The following is a 20,572-nucleotide window of genomic DNA, read 5'->3' as shown; positions in this document are numbered from 1 at the left end:
AGCGCTTCCATGTATGGGGTAAGTACTTCGTGTATCGAGAAAGGAGGACCGGAATGTCGGTCACGGTGCCACGCAATCAGGTCCGAGCCGCCGCCGCGGGGGTCGCGGTCACCTTCGGGCTCAACGGCGTGGCCGTGGCGACGTGGTTCGCCCGCGTGCCCGCCGCCCGTGACGCGCTGGGCCTGACACCGGGCGCGCTGGGGTTGCTGCTGCTGTCGATGTCCGTGGGCGCGTGCCTGGCGATGCTCACCGCGGGCGAGGTCACGCACCGGCTCAGGCCGAAACGGACCGTGAGCCTGTCGGCGGTGACGGTCGCGCTGGGACTCGCGGTGGCGGGCGTCGGCATCGGCGCCTACCCGTCGCCGGTGGTGACGGCGATCGGGATCTTCGTGCTCGGCTACGGCTCGGGGCTGTGCGACGTGGCGATGAACGTCGAGGCCGCGGAGGTGGAACGCGCGCTCGGCAAGACGGTGATGCCGCGCTTCCACGCCATGTGGAGCCTCGGCACGGTGGCCGCCGCCGGCCTGGCGTCGTTCGCGGCGTGGGCGGTTCTGCCCGTGACCGCGCACCTGGCCGTGGTGGCCGTGATCGTCGCCGGCGGAACGTTGGTGGCCGCGCGCACGTACAGCCTGGCCGCCGAGGCCGAGCAGGGCAGCGGCAGCGGGGTCATGGCGGCGTGGCGGGAACCGCGCACTTTGCTGATCGGGCTGCTGGTGCTGGTGCTGGCGTTCACCGAGGGCACCGCGAACGACTGGGTGGCGGTGGCGTTCATCGACGGCTACGCGGCCGACCCGGCGCTGGGCGCCCTGGTGTTCGGCGTGTTCGTCACGACGATGACGTTCGGCCGGATCTTCGGCACCATCGCGCTGGACCGCTGGGGCCGCGTCCCGGCGGTCGTCCTCTCGATGTTGCTGGCCGCCTCTGGCGTGACGCTGGCGGTGTTCGCCGGGTCGTTCGGTCTGGCGGTCGCCGGCGTGGCCGTCTGGGGACTCGGGACCGCGCTGGGCTTCCCGGTGGGCATGAGCGCGGCCGCCGACGATCCCGAACGCGCGGCGGCCCGGGTCAGCGTCGTCGCGGTGATCGGCTACACCGCGTTCCTGGCGGGGCCGCCGCTCGTCGGGCTGCTCGGCAACCAGTGGGGAGTGTTGCGGGCCTTGATGGTCGTGCCGTTGTTGTTGCTGCCCGCGCTGGTGCTGGTTCCCTCGCTGCGGCAGGTCAAGCACTAGGACGGCGCTGGGCCGTCGAATGACGAACGCCGCGATCGACTTCCGATCGCGGCGTTCGTCTGTTTGCCCCAAGCCGGAGTGCGAGAATTGATCAATCGCTGATCCACACCCTTGAACAATCGACGGTATTCGATTCGAAGAATCGTCGAACGCCGTGCTGAATCGTCGAATGAATTCACTTCGTTGACGCATGCCGGAAGCATTCGTAATACTCGGTTCACGATCGTGGACCTTGTTCAAGAATGTGAATCCTCCCTTCCGAAGGGTATTCTGTCATGCGGCTTTTCGTTGGCGCGCTGGTTCTGGCCTGCGCATCCGCCGGGGTGGTGAGCCCTTCCGCGCACGCCGGGACCGACCCGGCGAGGCAGGTGCTGCCCGCGGGGGACGGCTGGGCGTCGGCCGGGCCGGGCACCACCGGGGGAGCGGCGGCGCCCGCCGCTCACGTGCACGAGGTGCGCACGCGAGCCCAGCTCGTCGCGGCCCTGGCCTCACCGGGACCGCGGATCATCAAGGTCAGGGGCGTGATCGACGCGAACACCGGCGACGATGGGAAACCGTTGCGGTGTGAGGACTACGCGGTCGACGGCTACACGCTGGCCGGGTACCTCGCGGCGTACGATCCGGCCGTCTGGGGATGGGAACGCGAACCAGAAGGGGCGCTGGAGGACGCGCGGGCCGCGTCGGCGAAGAAGCAGGAAGCGGTCATCGGCCTGAACGTCCAGGCGGACACGACGATCGTCGGGGTCGGCCGTGGCGCTGGTATCACCGGCGGCAGCCTGCGGATCCACGGCGTGCGCAACGTGATCGTGCGCGACCTGACCTTCCGCGACACCCGTGACTGCTTCCCGCAGTGGGATCCCACCGACAACAGCCCCGCCTCCCCGCCCGGCAACTGGAACTCGCTCTACGACTCGGTGTCGCTGCAGCGGTCCGAGAACGTGTGGGTCGACCACAGCACGTTCACCGACGAGCCGAACGTCGACAGCACCCAGCCGCTCCACTTCGGACGGCCGTACCAGGTGCACGACGGCCAGCTCGACATCACGAACGGGTCCGACCTGGTCACCGTGTCCCGCAACGTCTTCGCCGAGCACGGCAAGACCATGCTGATCGGGTCGTCGAACTCGTCCACGACCGATCCGGGCAAGCTGCGGGTCTCGGTGCACCACAACGTCTTCCGCAACGTGCTGGAACGCGCGCCCCGCGTGCGGTTCGGCCAGGTGCACGTCTACAACAACCTGTACGAAGGCGCCCAGACGTACAGCTGGGGTGTCGGCGTCAAGTCCCAGATCTACGCGCAGAACAACTTCGTCAGGGGCATCGCGCCCGAGGAGATCGTCTACAACTGGGGCGGCACGGCGATCACCGACACCGGCAACCTCGTCGACGGCAGGCCGGTCAGCCTGGTGAACGCGCACAACGCGGCGTTCCCGGACAAGGCGCTCGGCACGGACGCCGGGTGGACGCCGACGCTGAACCGCGGTCTGGAACCGGCGCACCGGATCAGGCACCTCCAGGCGGGCGCGCCACCGGCAGGACACCACCTCGTGGTGGGCCAGGGTTTCGCCACCGTGCAGTCCGCGATCGACGCGGCACCGGCCGGAGGCGTGATCACCCTGCCGAAGGGCGTGTACCGGGAGGTCGTCAAGATCCCGGCGACCAAGCAGAACCTCACGCTGCGAGGCGCCACCGGGCGAGCCCAGGACGTGGTGATCGACTTCGACAACGCCAGCGGCACCAAGAAGCCCGACGGCACCACCTACGGCACGACCGGCAGCGCCACGGCGACCATCGCGGCCAACGGGTTCACCGCGCGCGACGTCACCTTCCGCAACTCGTTCGACCGCTCGCGGCACCCGGAGATCACGGCCACGCAGGCCGTCGCGGTCAAGGCCACCGGCGATCGGATGCTGTTCGACCGCGTGCGCTTCGAAGGCCACCAGGACACGCTGTACGCCGACACCCCGGACGTGAGCACGCGATCGCGGCAGTACTACCGGGACTGCGCGATCACCGGCGACGTCGACTTCCTCTTCGGCAGGGCGACGGCCGTCTTCGAACGGGCGACCATCACCGCGCTGAACCGCGGCGGCGACCCCAACGGCTACGTGACCGCCGCCAGCACCCGCAAGGACAACCCGCACGGGTTCCTGATCGTCAACTCGAAGATCCTCAGCGACGCGCCGGCCGGCACGTACTTCCTCGGCAGGCCGTGGCATCCCGGCGGTGACCCGGACGCGATCGCGCAGGTCGTCATCCGCGACACCGTGCTGCCCGCCGCGATCAAGAACGCGCCGTGGACCGACATGTCCGGATTCCCGTGGCGTGGGGCCAGGTTCGCGGAGTACCGCAACACCGGTTCCGGCGCGGGCACCGGAACCGACCGCCCGCAGCTCACCGACGAGCAGGCGCGGCAGCACACGAAGGACGCCTACCTGAGCGGGTGGAACCCCGCGTGAGGACCCGCACCTGGGCGCCGTACGCCCTGATCGCCCCGACGCTCGTGCTGATGGCGGTGTTCCTGGTCTACCCGATCGCCAGCGTCGGGTGGTTCAGCCTGCGCCAGCACACCGTCACCCAGCCCTGGAAGAACGGCTTCATCGGCTTCGAGAACTTCCGGCGGATGCTGTTCGAGGACCAGCTGTTCTGGCAGAGCCTCGTGTTCAGCGCCAAGTGGGTCGCCGTCGAGGTGGGACTGCAACTGGTGCTGGGACTCATCCTCGCGCTGATCGTCAACGAGACGTTCGTCGGCCGTGCGCTCGCCCGGTCCCTGGTGTTCTCTCCATGGGCGGTGTCCGGGGTGCTCACCACCGGCATCTGGATCCTGCTCTACAACCCGTCGACGGGAATCTTCCAGCAGCTCGCGCAGTGGGGCATCGGCGATCCCGGCACGTCGGTGCTCGGCGATCCGGCGACCGTGTTCCCCGCGACCGTCGTCACCGAACTGTGGCGCGGGGTGCCGTTCTTCGCGATCCTGCTGCTCGCCGACCTGCAGACCATCCCGAACGACCTGTACGAGGCCGCGGCGGTCGACGGCGCCGGGAGATGGCGCCGGTTCGTCAGCGTCACCCTGCCGCACCTGCGGGACGCGATCGTGCTGTCCACGTTGCTGCGCGCGGTGTGGGAGTTCAACAACGTCGACCTGATCTACACGCTCACCGGTGGCGGACCGGCGAACCAGACCACCACGCTGCCGCTCTACGTGGCACGAAAAGCCGTGGACTCGCACGACTTCGGCTACGGATCGGCGCTCACGATGGCCGGCTTCGTGATCCTGCTGTTCTTCTCCGTCCTCTACCTGAGGCTGTCCAAGTTCGGGAGCCGGGCATGACCCAGACGCTCACCCGCCCGGCCACGGTCCTGACACCGCCGCCGGCGCCACCTCGCCGCAAGAGGCACCGCGATCCGAGCCGGTACTTCCGGCTGCACCTGCCGTTGGTGCTCTACCTGCTGTTCACGCTCATCCCGTTCTACTGGATGGTGGTCTTCGCGGTGAGGCCGGCGGGGGAGACCTCGCTCGTGCCGTGGCCGATCACGTTCGAGCACTTCGACACGGTGTGGAACGGCATCGGGTTCGGGCTCTTCTTCCAGAACAGCCTGATCATCGGGGTCGGCACGCTCGTCGTGGTCACCGTGTTCGCGCTCATGGGCGGCTATGCGCTGGCGCGCTTCAAGTTCCGCGGCCAGCGGGTGTTCCTGCTGGCGTTGCTGTGCACGCAGTTCATCCCCGGCGCGATGATGCTGATCCCGTTGTTCGTGATCTTCAAGTCCGCCGGGCTGCTGAACAGCCTCACCGGCCTGGTGATCGCCGACACCGCGTTCCAGCTGCCACTCGCGCTGATCCTGATGAGCGGGTTCGTGCGCAACGTTCCGATCGAGCTCGAAGAGGCCGCGATGGTCGACGGCTGCTCCCGGCTGCGCGCGTTCTTCGCGGTGACGCTGCCGCAGCTCAAGCCCGCGATCGTGGCCGTCGGGTCGTTCGCGTTCATCGGTGCCTGGAACAACTTCCTGTTCGCGCTGATGTTCGCGAGCAGGCAGGACAAGTTCACGCTGCCGGTCGGACTCAGCTATGCGCTGGGGGAGTTCAACACCGACTTCGGGGCGCTTGCGGCGGGCGGCGTCGTCGCCGCGGTGCCGGTCGTGCTGGTTTTCGCCGTGGTGCAACGGTTCCTGGTGCAGGGACTCAGCGCCGGCGCGGTCAAGGGATGAGGGAGACATGAGGAGACTGCTGGTCGCGCTGGCACTGGTGCTGAGCGCGTGTTCCGCGGGACAGGACGGGCCCACGACGATCACGTTCTGGGACAACAACGGCGGCCCCGGCCGCACACCCATCTACCAGGAGCTGATCAAGCGGTTCGAGGCGGCCAACCCCGACGTCAAGGTCGAGTACGTCGGCATTCCCAGCGCTTCGGTGCAGCAGAAGTACGACACGGCCATCGCCGGCGGGTCCACCCCGGACGTCGGCGGCGTCACGACGTCCTACCTCTCGCACCTCATCGGGCAGGACGCGCTCGAACCTGCCGACGACCGGGTGGAGAACGGCCCGCTCAAGGGAAAGCTGCTGAACGGCCTGCTGGAGACCGTGCGGCAGACCGCCCCGGACGGCAAGCTCTACGCCGTTCCCGCGTCGGGCAACATGGACATCATCTGGTACCGGTCGGACCGGTTCGAGGAGAACAAGATCCCGGAACCGTCCACCTGGGACGATCTGGCCAAGGCCGCGATCCAGCTGACGAAGGCGGCGGACAACCAGTACGGCTTCACGATTCGCGGCGGTGCCGGGTCCGTGTTCCAGCTGCTGTCCGAGGCCTACTCGTACTCGGCCGTCGAGAAGTTCTACGACGGCGGCAAGAGCACGGTCGCCGACCCGCGCAACGCCGAGCTCGTGCGCAAGGTGGCCGAGCTGTACAAGAAGGCCACGCCCGAGGCCGACGTGAGCAACAGCTACACGCAGATGGTCGCGCAGTTCACCGGCGGCACGGTGGCGATGATGCACCACAACCTCGGCTCGACCGCGGACGTGATGAAGGCGCTCGGCCCGGAGCGCGTCGCCGCCATGCCGTTGCCGAAGGGGCCGTCCGGCAAGCGCACGGTGGTGCCGAACCCGACCGACGGCTTCGCGGTGTTCAAGGGCGGCAAGAACCGGGACGCGTCCTGGAAGTTCGTCGAGTTCCTGACGTCGGCCGAGAGCAACGGCTACTGGAACGAGAAGGTCGGCCAGATCCCGGCGAACACCGACGTGCGCGGGGCCGAGTGGATCCAGAAGAACCCGGCCGTGAAGATGGCGCTCGGGGTGCTGGAGGACCCGGCGACCGTGCTCGTGCCCGCACCGGTCTACCTGCCCGAGTACTCCTCGATCACCAAGACCGACACCGAACCGCTGTACCAGAAGGTGTTGCTGGGGCAGATGTCCGCGCAGGAGTTCCTCGACCAGCTCGCGGCCAAGCTCACCACCGCCCAGCAGGACTGGGAGAAGCGAAAGTGATCGAACGGGTGGTGGTGCGGACGTTCAAGACCACGGCGGCCACGTCCGTCGACCCGGAGGGGCACCGGCATCCGGCGCCGGAGCACGAGGTGGTCGAGGCGCTGCTGGAGATCACCGATGCCGACGGTGCCACCGGCTACTGCCAGGTGCAGCCAGACCAGTTGCGGCCCGCCGTGCTGGACAAGCACGTGCGGCCGGTGCTGCTGGGCCAGGACCCGTGGGACCGCGAACGGCTGTGGCGGCTGCTCGCGCGCAGGCAGCGGGGCGCGCACGGCGGGTTCACCGATCGCGCGCTCGGGTTCGTCGACCAGGCGTTGTGGGACCTCGTCGCCCGCCGGGTCGAGCTGCCCGCGTGGAAGCTCGCCGGGGGTGCTCGCGACCGGATTCCCGCCTACGGCAGCACGATGTGCGGCGACACGGACGGTCTCGCGACGCCAGGTGACTACGCGGACTTCGCGAAGCACCTCGTGTCGGTGGGCTATCGGGCGATCAAGCTGCACACGTGGATGCCGCCGGTGCCCGGCGCGCCCAGCGTCTCCCGTGACGTCGAGGCGTGCCAGGCGGTGCGGGACGCGGTGGGGCCGGACGTCGCGCTGATGCTCGACGCGAGCCACTGGTACTCGCGGACCGAGGCGCTGCGGCTCGGCAGGGCGCTGCAGGAGCTGGACTTCTACTGGTTCGAGGAGCCGATGGAGGAGGCGTCGATCAGCTCCTACCGGTGGCTGACCGAGCAGCTCGACATCCCGGTGATCGGCCCGGAGGTGGCGTGGGGCAAGCACCTCACCCGCGCGGAGTGGATCGCCGCCGGGGCCTGCGACATCCTGCGGGCGGGCCCGGCGGGAAGCGGTGGCATCACCCCGGTGCTCAAGACCGTGCACCTGGCGGAGTCGTTCAACATGGACTGCGAGATCCACGGCAACGGGTCGGGCAGTCTCACCGTGCTCGGGGCGACCGACGCGGGCCGGTGGTACGAACGCGGTCTGCTGCACCCGCAGGTCGACTTCGACCGCGTCCCGCCGCACCGGAACGCCATCGCCGATCCGCTGGACGAGAACGGGCACGTGGCGCTGCCGGTGATTCCCGGAATTGGCGACGACTGGAATTTCGAACACATCGGAGTTCACACTCTTGAAGTGTGGTGAGAAATGCCCCGGCCAGTGGCCGGGGCATTTCCTCTACCGGTAGGTGATGTCCGAGGACTTGAACAGGCAGTTCGTGCTGTCCGCCCCGGTGCCGATTTTCTTCGGTTCACCGCTCGTGACGCCCTGGTACTTGTCGCAGATCGCGATCTTCTTGCTGCTGTCCCCGACGATGGTGATCCTCGAGAACCGCGCGGTGTCGCCGTAGTTGGTGTTGATGCCGACCAGCGACTTGCCGGGGGAGAACGCGGTGATGTTCTCCAGCACGACGTTGCGCTTGTGCTGCGTCTTGCAGTTGCCGCAGGACCGGTAGAGCTTGCCGAAGTCGTCCACCTGGAAGTTGCGGATGATCATCGTGCCCGGCCCGTTGTGCTGGAACACCTTGTCCGCCGCCTTGCGCGCCCCGCCACCGCTGATGGTCATGGTCTGCGACGACGACGTGCCCTTGAACGTGGCCGCGTCCTCGCCGACGTCCTCCCACCACACGTTGGTGAGCGTGCAGGTGCCGAGGCAGTGGACCCCGTCCGCGGCCGGCGCGCCGAGCACGACGTTCTTCAGCGTCGCGCCGTCGGCCAGCTGGAAGATCGGGCCCTGGTCCTCGCCCTGTCCGCCGGATCCGAGTTCGCCGGTGCCGTAGAACCGTTGCATGCCACCGTCGTAACCGCTCGATCCGACCTTGATGGTCGTGCCGACCGGTTTCGACCCGGACGGCGTGGGGAAGGTGCTGCCCGCTGCCTGTGCCTGAGGTGCGAGAAACGCGGCCAGAGCCGCGGCCAACACCAATGGTGCCATTTTCTTCATGTGCGCTCCGCTTGCAGGGGGATGCGCGGCGGTAATTCGATGGTAGAGCGGAGATCTTTTCTGTCAACCTCTATTCGAACGTTCGAATCGAATATCTTCGAATTGGTTGACCGTTCTGACCGGTGCTGGTTGTGTGAGTTCTACCGCCGCTCACTCTCATTGGGAGCGAGTAAATGATTCCAAAGCGCACAGCATTGATTTCCGCCGTCGCGCTGGTCCTGGGTGCGATGTCCGTTCCCCAGGCGGCCGCCGCTCCGTTCGGGCTGGTCGGCTGGGCCACTCAGGGTGGTGGCACGACGGGCGGCGGCAGTGCCTCGCCGGTCACCGTCACCACGGCGTCCGCCTTCGTCGCGGCCGCGAAGGCGTCGGGCGCGGCGGTGATCCGGGTCTCCGGCACGATCTCGTTGTCGAGCATGACGAAGGTCGCCTCGAACAAGACCATCGAGGGCGTCGGCTCGTCGTCGACGATCACCGGGCAGGGCCTGAACATCGCCAACGCCTCGAACGTGATCGTGCGCAACCTCAACTTCCGCAACTGGGGTGACGACGCGGTCAACGTGCAGTACTCCACCCGCGTGTGGATCGACCACAACACCTTCTCCAACGGCTATGACGGTGCGGTCGACGTCAAGCGGGCCTCGGACTACGTCACGGTGTCCTGGAACAAGTTCAGCAGCCACAACAAGACGATGCTGCTGGGCCACAGCGACGACAACGGGTCGGAAGACCGCGGCAAGCTCCGGGTGACCTACCACCACAACTGGTTCGACGGAACGCAGCAGCGGCACCCGCGCGTGCGGTTCGGCAACCCGGTGCACGTCTACAACAACTATTACGGCGGTGTGACCGACTACGGCGTCGCGTCGACCGTCGAGGCCGGGGTCCTGGTCGAAGGCAACTACTTCGAGAACACCGAGGACCCGTTCCACCGCGGTGAGGGCAGCTCGCCCGGTGGCTCGCTGGTGGCGCGCGCCAACCACTTCGTCAACTCGGGCACGGGCGACCAGGGCGGCTCGGTGAAGAGCATTCCCTACTCGTACCCGCTGGACGGCGCGAGCAGCGTGAAGAGCGTGGTCACGGCCGGTGCGGGAGCCGGACGCGGCTGACGAGACCAGGGGGCGCCCGAAGTGGCGTGGGCGCCCCCACCCTCGTCTGGGACCGCTCCCAGAATTCCACTCGAAGAGAGCAGTAAGAGGAACCGGCAGACGAATCGTCGTTGCGCTGCACGGACCAAAAGCCAGTGCCGTTCGGTCGATCATCGACTGCACCGGCGGCCAGTTGGCCGATGTGGTCCACGTTACAGTGCCGTGAACTCTGGGAGCGCTCCCAGTTGTCGAGAGGGCGGCGGCATGACTCGACGAACAATGGCGTTGGCGGTCACGGCGGTGGTGTTGATCGGCGGGGTACCCGCCGTCGCCGCACCACTCGCGGTGGCCTGCACCGTCAACTACCAGATCACCAACGAGTGGAACAACGGATTCGGCGCTGCTGTGTCGATCCGCAACGACGGGGAGGCGCTGAACGGCTGGAACCTGACCTGGACGTTCCCGGACGGTCAGCGCGTCACTCAGGGCTGGAGCGGCAACTTCACGCAGACCGGTGCGGTCGTGAGCGTGACGAACCCCGACTGGGCGCGCACGCTGCCCTCGGGCGGCACCGCGCAGGTCGGCTTCAACGGCAGCAAGGGCTCGACGAACCGGCCCCCGACGGACTTCGCCGTCAACGGCGTGTCCTGCACCGGCCCCAACCAGTCGCCTTCCGTGGCGCTGACGGCGCCGGCGAGTGGCAGCAGCTACACCCTGCCCGCGCAGATCCCGCTGGCGGCGACCGCGCAGGACACCGACGGCACGGTGGCCAAGGTCGACTTCTACGCGGGTGACACCCTCATCGCCACCGACACCAGCGCGCCGTTCACCGGCACGTGGACGTCGGCCCCGGCCGGTGACCACAGCATCACCGCGCGGGCGACGGACAACCGCGGCGCCACCGCGACCTCGGCACCGGCCGCGGTCAAGGTGCTGTCCGGACCGGCGGTGGTGGCCTCCCCGAGCACGGTCTCGGTGAAGCAGGGCCAGACGGCGACGTTCGACGTCTCCCTGGCCACGGCACCGAGCCAGCCCGTCACGGTCACGCTCGCCCGCAGCGGCAGCGCGGACCTGACGGCGACCCCCACGACGCTCACGTTCTCCGGCACCGCGAAGCAGACGGTGACGGTGACGTCGGCGAACAACGGTGGCGCGCTCGGCACCGCGACGTTCACGGCGTCGGCCACCGGGTACAGCCCGGCGAGCGTCACGGTCAACGAGATCGATCCGTCCACATTGGACTTCAACAAGGCGTTCCTCGACCAGTACAACAAGATCAAGGACCCGGCGAGCGGCTACTTCCGCAAGTTCGGCGACCTGCTCGTGCCGTACCACTCGGTCGAGACGCTGATGGTGGAGGCGCCGGACCACGGTCACCAGACCACGTCCGAGGCGTTCAGCTACTACCTGTGGCTGGAGGCGAGCTACGGCCGGGTCACCGGTGACTGGGCGCCGTTCAAGTCCGCGTTCGCGTCGATGGAGAAGTACATCATCCCGGCGAAGGCCGACCAGCCGACCAACGACAAGTACGACCCGTCGAAGCCGGCCACCTACGCGCCCGAGCACCCGAGGATGGACGCCTACCCGTCGACGCTGGACGGCACCGTTCCGGTGGGCCAGGACCCGATCGCGGCGGAGCTGAAGTCCGCGTACGGCAACTCGGACGTCTACGGCATGCACTGGCTGATCGACGTCGACAACACCTACGGCTTCGGCAAGTGCGGTGACGGCACGACGGCGCCCGCGTACATCAACACCTACCAGCGCGGCTCGTCGGAGTCGGTGTGGGAGACCATCCCGCAGCCCTCGTGCGACACGTTCAAGCACGGCGGCCCCAACGGCTTCCTGGACCTGTTCACCAAGGACTCGTCCTACGCCAAGCAGTGGAAGTACACCAACGCACCGGACGCGGACGCCCGCGTGGTGCAGGTGGCGCTGCTCGCCCAGCAGTGGGCGACGGCGCAGGGCAAGGCCGGCGACATCTCCAGCGAGATCGGCAAGTCCGCGAAGATGGGCGACTACCTGCGGTACGCCATGTTCGACAAGTACTTCAAGCGCGTCGGCAACTGCAACAGTCCGTCGTCGTGCCCCGGCGCGACCGGCAAGAACAGCGCGCACTACCTGATGTCCTGGTACTACGCCTGGGGCGGCGCGACCGACACGTCCGCCGGCTGGGCGTGGCGCATCGGCGACGGTGCCTCGCACCAGGGCTACCAGAACCCGTTGGCAGCGCACGCTCTCGCGAACGTGCCCGCGCTCAAGCCGTTGTCCGCCACCGGGCAGCAGGACTGGGCGACGTCGCTGAACAGGCAGCTCGAGATGCTGCAGTGGCTGCAGTCGGCCGACGGCGGTCTCGCCGGCGGCGTCACGAACAGCTGGGAGGGGCAGTACGCCTCGCCTCCGTCCGGCACGCCGACGTTCTACGGCATGTACTACGACGCCCACCCGGTGTGGCGCGACCCGCCGAGCAACCGGTGGTTCGGCTTCCAGGTGTGGGGCATCGAGCGCACGGCGGCGCTGTACCGGCTGACCGGGGACGCGCGCGCCAAGAAGATCCTCGACAAGTGGGTGCCGTGGGCGATCGCGAACACCACCACGGGCACGAACTTCCAGATCCCGGCCGACCTGCAGTGGTCGGGAGCGCCGGACACGTGGAACGCCACCAACCCCGGCTCGAACGCGAACCTGCGGGTCAGCGTGCTCAACCACAACCAGGACGTCGGTGTGGCCGCGTCGTACGCCAAGGTGCTGCTCAACTACGCGGCGAGGTCGGGCAACGCCGCGGCCAAGACCACGGGTGAGTCGCTGCTGACGTCGTTGCTCTCGCACCAGGACAGCCTGGGCATCGCGACGCCGGAGACCCGCACGGACTACAACCGGTTCGACGACGTCTACAACACCAGCACGCGCGAGGGCCCGTACGTGCCGCCGGGCTGGACCGGGAAGATGCCGAACGGTGACCAGATCGGGCAGGGCTCGTCGTTCCTGTCGATGCGGTCGATGTTCCGCAACGACCCGCAGTGGCCGAAGGTGCAGTCCTATCTGGACGGTGGACCGGCACCGACGTTCACCTACCACCGCTTCTGGGCGCAAGCCGAGATCGCGACGGCGTTCTCCCTGCACGCCGAGATCTACGGGTGAGGAGTCCCGAGATGAGGAAACGCATAGCCCTGCTGGCTGTCGCAGCCGCGGTCGGTGCCGTCCTGGTGCAGACCGGTGGCACGGCGGTCGCGCACGGGTCGATGGTCTGGCCCGGCAGTCGCACCTACCTCTGCTACGAGGACGGCCGCGCCGGTAGTGGCGGCGGAGACATCCAGCCCACCAACCCGGCGTGCGTCGCCGCGGTCGCCCAGGGCGGGAAGCAACCGTTGTGGGACTGGTTCGGCAACCTGATCAGCAACGCCGCCGGACGTCACCGGGAGATCATTCCCGACGGCAACCTCTGCGGTCCCACCACGAAGTACGCCGCCTACAACCTCACCCGCGCCGACTGGCCCACGACCCAGGTGCAGGCGAACAGTTCGGTCACCTTCCGGTACAACGCGTGGGCGCCGCACCCCGGCACGTGGGAGCAGTACGTCACCAAGGACGGCTTCGACGTGACGAAGCCGCTCAAGTGGTCCGACCTGGAGTCGGCACCGTTCGACAAGGTGACGAACCCGCCGCTGGCGAACGGCGAGTACGCCTGGCAGGCCCGGCTGCCCAACAAGTCCGGCCGGCACATCATCTACTCGCTCTGGCAGCGCTCGGACAGCCCGGAGGCGTTCTACAGCTGTTCGGACGTCGTGTTCGGCGGCGGCACCGGCACGCCGGACACCACCGCGCCGTCGGCGCCCGGCACCCCTGTCGCGTCCAGCGTCACCAGCAGCACGGTGAAACTGGACTGGAGCGCGTCGACGGACAACATCGGCGTGACGGGTTACCGCGTCTACAACGGAAGCCAGGTGGTCGCGACCTCCGCGACGAACTCGGTGACCGTCACGGGTCTGACCGCGGACACCCAGTACTCGCTGACGGTGGTCGCGACGGACTCGGCGGGCAACGCCTCCTCGGCGTCGCCGGCCGTCGCGGTCAGAACATCGAGTGGTGGCAGCACCGGTTCCTGTTCGGTGGCGTACTCGCGGCCGAGCACGTGGAACGGCGGATTCACCGCGAACGTGACGGTGTCGAACAGCGGCACCAGCGCGATCAGCGCGTGGCAGCTCGTGTGGGACTTCCCTTCCGGACAACAGCTCTCGCAGGCCTGGTCGTCGACGGTCACCGTCGCGAGCGGGCAGGCGACCGCGAAGGGCGTGTCGTACAACGCGGACATCCCGGCCGGAGGTTCGGTCACGTTCGGGTTCAACGCCACGACGACGTCCACACCTGCTGATCCGACGTCGTTCACGCTCAACGGATCCGCGTGCGCCATCCGGTGATGAGGGCCCTGGTCGCCCTCCTGGTGGTGGGTTCGGTCGCGTTCGCCCTCCTCGTAGGACGCGCCGAACCCACCCCAGATCTCAGCAAGGGCGTCGACGGCATCGCGGCATGGCTGAACGACCTGACCGACGAGTGCTCGAACGTCAAGCGGGGCAACGACTTCACCGACTTCGCAGGTCCGGTGCGGTCGAAGGTCTACGCGCCGTTCATCGCGGAGTGGGGGACCTGCGCCAAGCCGCCTTACGAGCGGCTCGGGCTGCTGGTCCTGAAGCCGGGCCTGGAACAGGCCTGGCGGACGGCGCTCGCGAACGGCGAGGTCCGGGGCGACCCGGACCTCGCCTTCGGGGACGGGTTCGCGCTCACCGGCTCGATCGGCATGGAGTACCTCGGCCTCAAAAGACTTGAGTGCACGCCCACGGCGTGTTCGCTCATGGAGATCAGACACCATTGAAAGACAGGAGATCCGGAGCAATGAAGCTCAACGGACAGAGGCGGTGGGCCGCGGCGGGAGTCGTGGTCGCCACCACCGCGGCGACGATCGCGGTGGCGCTGACAGCGCCTCCCGCGGGCGCCGCACCCGGCTGCCGTGTGGACTACACGGCGAACAACTGGGGCGGCGGAGGGTTCGGCGCCTCGGTGAAGATCACCAATCTCGGCGACGCGGTGACGGGCGGCTGGACGCTGAAGTTCGCGTTGCCCGGCAGCCAGCGCGTGGCGCAGGGCTGGAGTGCGAACTGGACTCAGTCGGGCGCCAACGTGACGGCGACGAGCATGTCGTGGAACGGGAGCCTGGGCACCAACGCGTCCATCGACATCGGTTTCAACGGCTCCGGTGCCGCCAGCGGTGACGTGAACCCGACGACGTTCACCTTGAACGGCACGGTGTGCACCGGTGCGCCGACGACGACGACCACCACGACGACGACCACCACGACCACCACGACGACGAGCGGCAACCCGAACCCGGGTAACCGCGTCGACAACGCGTACGTGGGCGCGAAGCAGTACATCAACCCTGACTGGGCGGCCAAGGCGAACGCGGAACCGGGCGGCAGCCGAGTCGCGAACCAGCCGACGGCGGTGTGGCTGGACCGCATCGCGGCGATCGCCGGCACGGCCGACTCCCGCGGCCTGGTCGGACACCTGGACGAGGCGGTGCGCCAGGCGGCGGGCTCACCACTCGTCATCCAGCTGGTGATCTACAACCTGCCCGGTCGCGACTGCTCGGCGCTCGCCTCCAACGGTGAGCTCAAGGCGACGGAGATCGACCGCTACAAGTCGGAGTACATCGACCCGATCGCGGCGATCCTCGCCAGGCCCGCGTACGCCGGCCTGCGGATCGTCACGACGGTGGAGATCGACTCCCTCCCGAACCTGGTCACCAACGTGACACCGCGCCCGACCGCCGTGGCGGCGTGCGACGTGATGAAGGCGAACGGCAACTACGTCACCGGTGTCGGCTACGCGCTCGCGAAGCTGGGTGCCGTGCCGAACGTCTACAACTACCTCGACATCGGCCACCACGGCTGGATCGGCTGGGACGACAACTTCGGCGCCACCGCCGAACTGCTGTTCCAGGCGGCGAACGCCTCCGGCAGCACGAAGGCGAACGTGCAGGGCTTCATCGCCAACACCGCGAACTACGGTGCGTTGAAGGAGCCGTACTTCAAGATCGAGGACTCGGTGAACGGCACGTCCGTGCGCCAGTCGAAGTGGGTGGACTGGAACCGCTACGTCGACGAGCTGTCCTACGCGCAGGCGTTCCGGCAGCGGGCCGTGCAGGCGGGCTTCGACGCCAACGTCGGCATGCTGATCGACACCAGCCGCAACGGCTGGGGCGGCAGCGCCCGTCCGACGGGCCCCGGCCCGACGACCGGCGTCGACGCGTACGTCAACGGCGGCAAGCTGGACCGCCGCATCCACCTCGGCAACTGGTGCAACCAGTCGGGTGCGGGCCTGGGCGAGCGCCCGAAGGCGGCACCGGAGGCGGGTATCGACGCGTACGTGTGGGTGAAGCCTCCTGGCGAGTCCGACGGCGCGAGCGAGGAGATCCCGAACAACGAGGGCAAGGGCTTTGACCGGATGTGCGACCCGACCTACACCGGGAACGTGCGCAACGGCAACAACATGTCGGGAGCCCTGGGGAACGCCCCGATTTCCGGCAAGTGGTTCTCCGCCCAGTTCCAGGAGCTCATGCGCAACGCCTACCCGGCGCTGTGAGCAACTGGATGTGAACGTGCCCATGCGGCCGGCCCTGTCGTTCGGGGCCGCGCCGTGTGGGTGCGCTCTTCCTACCTGGCCTCGGTTTCTGTCGGGCAAGTTTCCAGACAGTGCTGAATTCGTCTGGACCACCCGAATTGCGCAATGTTAACGCACACATAACCCTTGATGTCATCAGAAGGTGCTCCCTATGGTGTCGACACGCTCACTGAGCGCAAGCGCGAAAGGAGGCTGTGTGGTCACCATCGCCGACGTCGCAAGGCACGCCGGGGTAGCCCCGAGCACGGTCTCCTACGTCCTCACGGGCAAGCGGTCGATCTCCGCGGACACGAAGTCGAGAGTCCGCGAGAGCATCAGGGCGTTGGGCTACCAGCCGCACGCCTCGGACCGCACGATGTCGGCGGGCCGGACGAACGTGATCGGGCTGGTGCTCCCGCTGCGGGCGGGCACCCACCTGCCCGCGGTGATGCGCTTCGTCACCGCCGCGGTGACGACCGCGCGCCGTTACGACATGGACCTGCTGCTCATGACCGCGGACGACGGCGCGGCAGGTCTGCGCCGGGCCGCGAACAGCGCGCAGGTCGACGGGTTCCTCGTGATGGACGTGGAGATGGACGACGACCGCGTGCCGCTGCTGCGGCAGCTGTCCAAACCGTCCGTCCTCATCGGACATCCGGCAGCCGCGCGCGGACTCACCTGCGTGGACCTGGACTTCGAGGCCGCGGGCGCGAAGTGCGTCGACCACCTCGCCGACCTGGGGCACCGGTCCATCGGCTTCCTCGGCGCGCCGAGTGCCGTCTACCGGCGCAGCACCGGCTTCGCCCACCGCACCATGAACGGCTTCAGCGCGGCCGCCATGCGCAGGGGAGTCGCCGCGACGGCACTGGCCGTCGAGGGCGACCACGACTCGGTGCTCAGGGCGACCAAGGCCCTGATCCGCGCACACCCGTCGATGACGGCGCTGGTGGTGCACAACGAGGCGGCGCTCGGCTGGATCACCACCTGCCTGCGCGCGGCCGGCCGGCAGGTCCCCGGCGACGTGGCGGTGGTCGCGATCTGCCCGGACGAGCTGGCAGAGCAGACGTCACCGCTGCTCACCTCGGTGCGCCTGCCCGCGGAGGAGCTCGGCAGGCACGCGGTCGACCTGCTCGTCGCCAAGCTGGAGGGCAAGCAGCCACCACCGTTGATGTTGTTGCCGCCCAGGCTTTCCCGTCGGGCGAGCACGCCGGACCACGCCGCACACCGCGGCGCGACAGGCTGACCGGTCCGCCGTCGGCGGGCCGGGGCAGGACGGGCGGTCACTGGGACGGCCTCCGCGCGTGCGGAAATGCGGCGCGCACACGCGGAGGCCCCTGAAGATCGTCCCGGAGGGGTGCGCGACACCACGGCGGAGCGGCCGTCGCGCACCCCTCCCCATCATCCCGGCGTCCGTAGACTCGCCGGGATGGAACTGGCAGAGGCTTTGGCACACAGGGCGGTCGTGCTCGACGGCGGGATGTCGACAGCTCTGGAGCTCGCCGGGCATGACCTGTCCGACGAGCTCTGGTCGGCCCGGCTGCTGCTCACCGACCCGGACGCCGTGCGCGCGGCGCACCTCGCCTACTACCGGGCGGGCGCCGAGGTCGCCATCACCGCGAGCTACCAGGCGAGCTTCTCGGGCTTCGCCCGCCGCGGTATCAGCGAGGCGGAGACGGCGCGACTGCTGCGGTCCAGCGTGGAGCTCGCCCGCTCTGCCGCGTCCGAAGTGGACGGATCGCGCTGGGTCGCGGCGTCGGTCGGCCCGTACGGCGCGGTGCTGGCGGACGGCTCGGAGTACCGCGGCCGCTACGGCCTGAGCCGGCAGGAACTGATCAGCTTCCACGCCCCTCGCATCTCGACGCTCTGCGAGGCGGGCCCGGACGTGCTCGCGGTCGAGACCATCCCCGACGTCGAGGAGGCCGAGGCCGTGCTGGAGGTGGTGCGCGGCAGCGGCGTGCCGGTCTGGCTCTGCTACACCGTGCGCGGCGACCGGACCTGCGCGGGCCAGCCATTGGAGGAGGCGTTCGCGGTCGCGGCCGGAGTGGACGAGGTCATCGCCGTAGGCGTGAACTGCTGCGCACCGGAGGACGTGGCGGACGCGGTCGCCGTGGCGCGCCGGGTGATCGGGCTGCCGGTCGTGGTGTACCCGAACAGCGGCGAGCAGTGGGACGCGGCGGCGCGGTCGTGGTCGGGTGACGGGGCCGGTTTCGCCGCGTCGGCCGAGGGGTGGGTCGACGGTGGCGCCCGGTTGGTGGGTGGGTGCTGCCGGACCGGGCCGGACGCGATCGCGGTGCTGGCGGAGGGCTTGCGGCGGTGAGCTGAGATGGCTTCCGCCGGGTTCAGGTCGGTGAAAGTCGCTTGTTCGGGCGGGGGATGCCCGGTGCGGTCTCGTGCGCGGTGATGAGCCAGGGACCGGGTGTGGGCGTTCCGGTGAGAGGGCTTCCGCTGCTCGGGACTGGTGAAAGTCGTTTGTCCGTGCGAGGGAGGGACGCCCCGTGGGGCCTCGTGCGCGGTGGTGACGAACCAGGACCCGGTGCGGGCGCTCACGTGAGAGGGCTTCCGCCGGCTCGGGACCGGTGAAAGCCGCTCGTCCGTGCGAGGGATACCCGGTGCGGTCTCGTGCGCGGTGGTGATGAACGAGAAACCCGGTGTGGGCGTTCACGGTGAGAGGGCTTCCGCCGACTCCAGGTCGGTGGAAGCCCTCCGTTCGGCCAAACGACGTCCCGCGGGCCTCGTCCACGACGGCCACAGGCGAGTGACCCGGCGGCGGCACCGCCGAAACGACCGGACACGCCCGTGAGGTCGTCTCGGCGGCACCGCCTCCGGGCCTCTCGCCCGTGAGCCACATCGAACTGAGCCGCGGGACGCGGCCTACACCTGCGACCAGCGCTGGTTCGCGCCTGCGTGGCAGGTCCACACGATCGCGGCCGTGCCGTTGGCAGTGCCGGCGCCGTTGACGTCCAGGCACAGCCCGGTCTGGGCGTTGCCTATCGTGCCGTTGGTGTTGACGTTCCACTGCTGGTTCGTGCCGCCCTGGCAGTCCCAGAGTCGCACCGCGGTGCCCGCCGTGGCGTTGGCGGGGGCGTCCAGGCACTTGCCCAGGACCTGCAGGGTCTGGCCGGTGCGGGTGAACTGCTGGTTGGCGTTGGTGTGGCAGTCCCACACGACCATCGGGGCGCCGTTGGCCGTGCTGGCGCCGCTGACGTCCAGGCAGCGGCCCGAGGCCTCGCCGCGCAGCCGGAACGTGGTCGGGGCGGGAGTGGTGTCGCCGGTGAAGAACTTCCAGACCTCGGTCTTCACCCAGCTGCGGGCTCCGCTCTCACAACCGGCGCAGCCGTCCACCGGTCCCTGCTGGTGGCCTCCGTCGAACGGTGCCCAGACCACCGGGTACCCGGCCCGGCAGCCCGTGTAGGTGGTGGTGATGTGCGTTCGGCTGCCGGCCGCCGGTTCCGGTGCGTTCTGGGACTGGCAGCCGTTGTTGCGCACCCACCTGTCCCGCTGGCCGCGGCCGGAGCCGATGTTGTCGCCGACGCCGTGGATCCCCATGAACGCGACGGGTGCGGTGCCGCCCGCGCATCCGCTGATCTCGCCAGGGCTTGCGATGGCGGCGATCGCGCGGAAGACGGTCGGCCGCGAGCACGCGAGCGAGATGCTCATCGCGCCGCCGTAGCTGAAGCCGAGAGCGAACCGCTGCGTGGTGTCGACGCAGAGGTCGTTCTCGATCCGGTTGCGCATGTCGTCGACGAACGTGACGTCCTCACCGCCGGAGTTGGCCCAGCCGTTGCCGAGGCCCTGCGGCGCAACGAAGATCGCGCTGTTGTTCGCCAGCCGCCGGAGCCCGTAGTGGGCGTAGACGTCGCCGTCGCTCCCGCCGGAGGCGACGTCGTTCATCGTGCCGCCCCACCAGTGGAAGCCGAAGACCAGGCGGTACTGCCGGGTGTTGTCGTAGTTGTCCGGGACGCTCAGGACGAACGACCGGCTCTTGCCCCCGCTCTGGATCGTCTGCGTGCCGCTGCGCAGGGTCGGGGCCTTGCCGCAGCCAGGCGTCGCGGCGAGAGGTGTCTGCGGGGCAGCGGCAGCGGTGCCGATGCTGACGCCGGAGAGGACGAGTGCGGCGACGGCCACCGCGGTGAGCCACCACTTCTTGTGCTGGTGCATGGGTTTGTTCGCGCTCCCTGT

15 protein-coding genes are annotated in these 20,572 nt (G+C 68.9%); 13 read left to right on the top strand and 2 right to left on the bottom strand.

Annotated features, from left to right (window positions below):
* Positions 1 to 53: 53 nt before the first annotated feature.
* The 6 genes from ACIRG5_RS03245 to ACIRG5_RS03220 all read left to right on the top strand — a co-directional run bounded on the left by ACIRG5_RS03245 (position 54) and on the right by ACIRG5_RS03220 (position 7,853).
* Complete coding sequence (locus ACIRG5_RS03245; protein ID WP_402899361.1) at positions 54 to 1,226, top strand: MFS transporter; 1,173 nt, start codon at positions 54 to 56, stop codon at positions 1,224 to 1,226.
* Between the two features lie 275 nt (positions 1,227 to 1,501).
* Positions 1,502 to 3,685 carry a pectinesterase family protein gene (locus ACIRG5_RS03240; RefSeq protein ID WP_402899358.1) on the top strand — a complete coding sequence of 728 codons (2,184 nt, stop codon included), beginning with the start codon at positions 1,502 to 1,504 and terminating at the stop codon, positions 3,683 to 3,685.
* Positions 3,682 to 4,557, top strand: a complete 876-nt coding sequence (locus ACIRG5_RS03235; protein ID WP_402899355.1) for a carbohydrate ABC transporter permease — start codon at positions 3,682 to 3,684, stop codon at positions 4,555 to 4,557. The genes ACIRG5_RS03240 and ACIRG5_RS03235 overlap by 4 nt, the downstream gene beginning before the upstream one ends.
* Entirely contained in the window at positions 4,554 to 5,435 is an 882-nt protein-coding gene (locus ACIRG5_RS03230; RefSeq protein WP_319974716.1) for a carbohydrate ABC transporter permease, read from the top strand. Before ACIRG5_RS03235 ends, ACIRG5_RS03230 begins: the two co-directional genes overlap by 4 nt.
* Positions 5,436 to 5,442: 7 nt before the next feature.
* Positions 5,443 to 6,711, top strand: a complete 1,269-nt coding sequence (locus ACIRG5_RS03225; RefSeq protein WP_402899352.1) for an ABC transporter substrate-binding protein — start codon at positions 5,443 to 5,445, stop codon at positions 6,709 to 6,711.
* Positions 6,708 to 7,853, top strand: coding sequence for an enolase C-terminal domain-like protein (locus ACIRG5_RS03220; RefSeq protein WP_402899349.1), 1,146 nt, complete (start codon positions 6,708 to 6,710; stop codon positions 7,851 to 7,853). The genes ACIRG5_RS03225 and ACIRG5_RS03220 overlap by 4 nt, the downstream gene beginning before the upstream one ends.
* 33 nt (positions 7,854 to 7,886) lie before the next feature.
* Here ACIRG5_RS03220 and ACIRG5_RS03215 read toward each other — a convergent pair whose 3' ends face one another.
* Complete coding sequence (locus ACIRG5_RS03215; protein ID WP_402899346.1) at positions 7,887 to 8,651, bottom strand: pectate lyase; 765 nt, start codon at positions 8,649 to 8,651, stop codon at positions 7,887 to 7,889.
* A 173-nt stretch (positions 8,652 to 8,824) separates the two neighbouring features.
* On the opposite strand from ACIRG5_RS03215, the gene ACIRG5_RS03210 reads away from it, so the two are divergent.
* The 7 genes from ACIRG5_RS03210 to mmuM all read left to right on the top strand — a co-directional run bounded on the left by ACIRG5_RS03210 (position 8,825) and on the right by mmuM (position 18,710).
* Complete coding sequence (locus ACIRG5_RS03210; protein ID WP_402899343.1) at positions 8,825 to 9,757, top strand: polysaccharide lyase family 1 protein; 933 nt, start codon at positions 8,825 to 8,827, stop codon at positions 9,755 to 9,757.
* A 243-nt stretch (positions 9,758 to 10,000) separates the two neighbouring features.
* On the top strand, positions 10,001 to 12,877 hold the full coding sequence (locus tag ACIRG5_RS03205) for a glycoside hydrolase family 48 protein (RefSeq protein WP_402899340.1): 2,877 nt from the start codon (positions 10,001 to 10,003) through the stop codon (positions 12,875 to 12,877).
* A gap of 11 nt (positions 12,878 to 12,888) precedes the next feature.
* On the top strand, positions 12,889 to 14,154 hold the full coding sequence (locus tag ACIRG5_RS03200; RefSeq protein WP_402899337.1) for a lytic polysaccharide monooxygenase: 1,266 nt from the start codon (positions 12,889 to 12,891) through the stop codon (positions 14,152 to 14,154).
* On the top strand, positions 14,154 to 14,606 hold the full coding sequence (locus ACIRG5_RS03195) for a hypothetical protein (RefSeq protein WP_402899334.1): 453 nt from the start codon (positions 14,154 to 14,156) through the stop codon (positions 14,604 to 14,606). The genes ACIRG5_RS03200 and ACIRG5_RS03195 overlap by 1 nt, the downstream gene beginning before the upstream one ends.
* 20 nt (positions 14,607 to 14,626) lie before the next feature.
* A complete protein-coding gene (locus ACIRG5_RS03190; protein ID WP_402899331.1) occupies positions 14,627 to 16,375 on the top strand; it encodes a glycoside hydrolase family 6 protein in 1,749 nt (582 codons plus the stop codon).
* Between the two features lie 235 nt (positions 16,376 to 16,610).
* Complete coding sequence (locus ACIRG5_RS03185; RefSeq protein WP_319974708.1) at positions 16,611 to 17,636, top strand: LacI family DNA-binding transcriptional regulator; 1,026 nt, start codon at positions 16,611 to 16,613, stop codon at positions 17,634 to 17,636.
* Positions 17,637 to 17,819: 183 nt separating this feature from the next.
* On the top strand, positions 17,820 to 18,710 hold the full coding sequence (mmuM, locus tag ACIRG5_RS03180; protein WP_402899327.1) for a homocysteine S-methyltransferase: 891 nt from the start codon (positions 17,820 to 17,822) through the stop codon (positions 18,708 to 18,710).
* A gap of 554 nt (positions 18,711 to 19,264) precedes the next feature.
* On the opposite strand, the gene ACIRG5_RS03175 is transcribed toward mmuM, so the two are convergent.
* The gene (locus ACIRG5_RS03175) at positions 19,265 to 20,551 is read right to left on the bottom strand and encodes a ricin-type beta-trefoil lectin domain protein (protein WP_402899324.1); all 1,287 of its coding nucleotides are present in this window, start codon (positions 20,549 to 20,551) and stop codon (positions 19,265 to 19,267) included.
* Positions 20,552 to 20,572: the final 21 nt, after the last annotated feature.

Origin of the sequence: Lentzea sp. NPDC102401 (assembly GCF_044765805.1) — a bacterium.
Lineage (GTDB): Bacteria > Actinomycetota > Actinomycetes > Mycobacteriales > Pseudonocardiaceae > Lentzea > Lentzea sokolovensis.
Note: the sequence above shows the minus strand (reverse complement) of the source record. Positions and strands in the feature narration are given on the sequence as shown.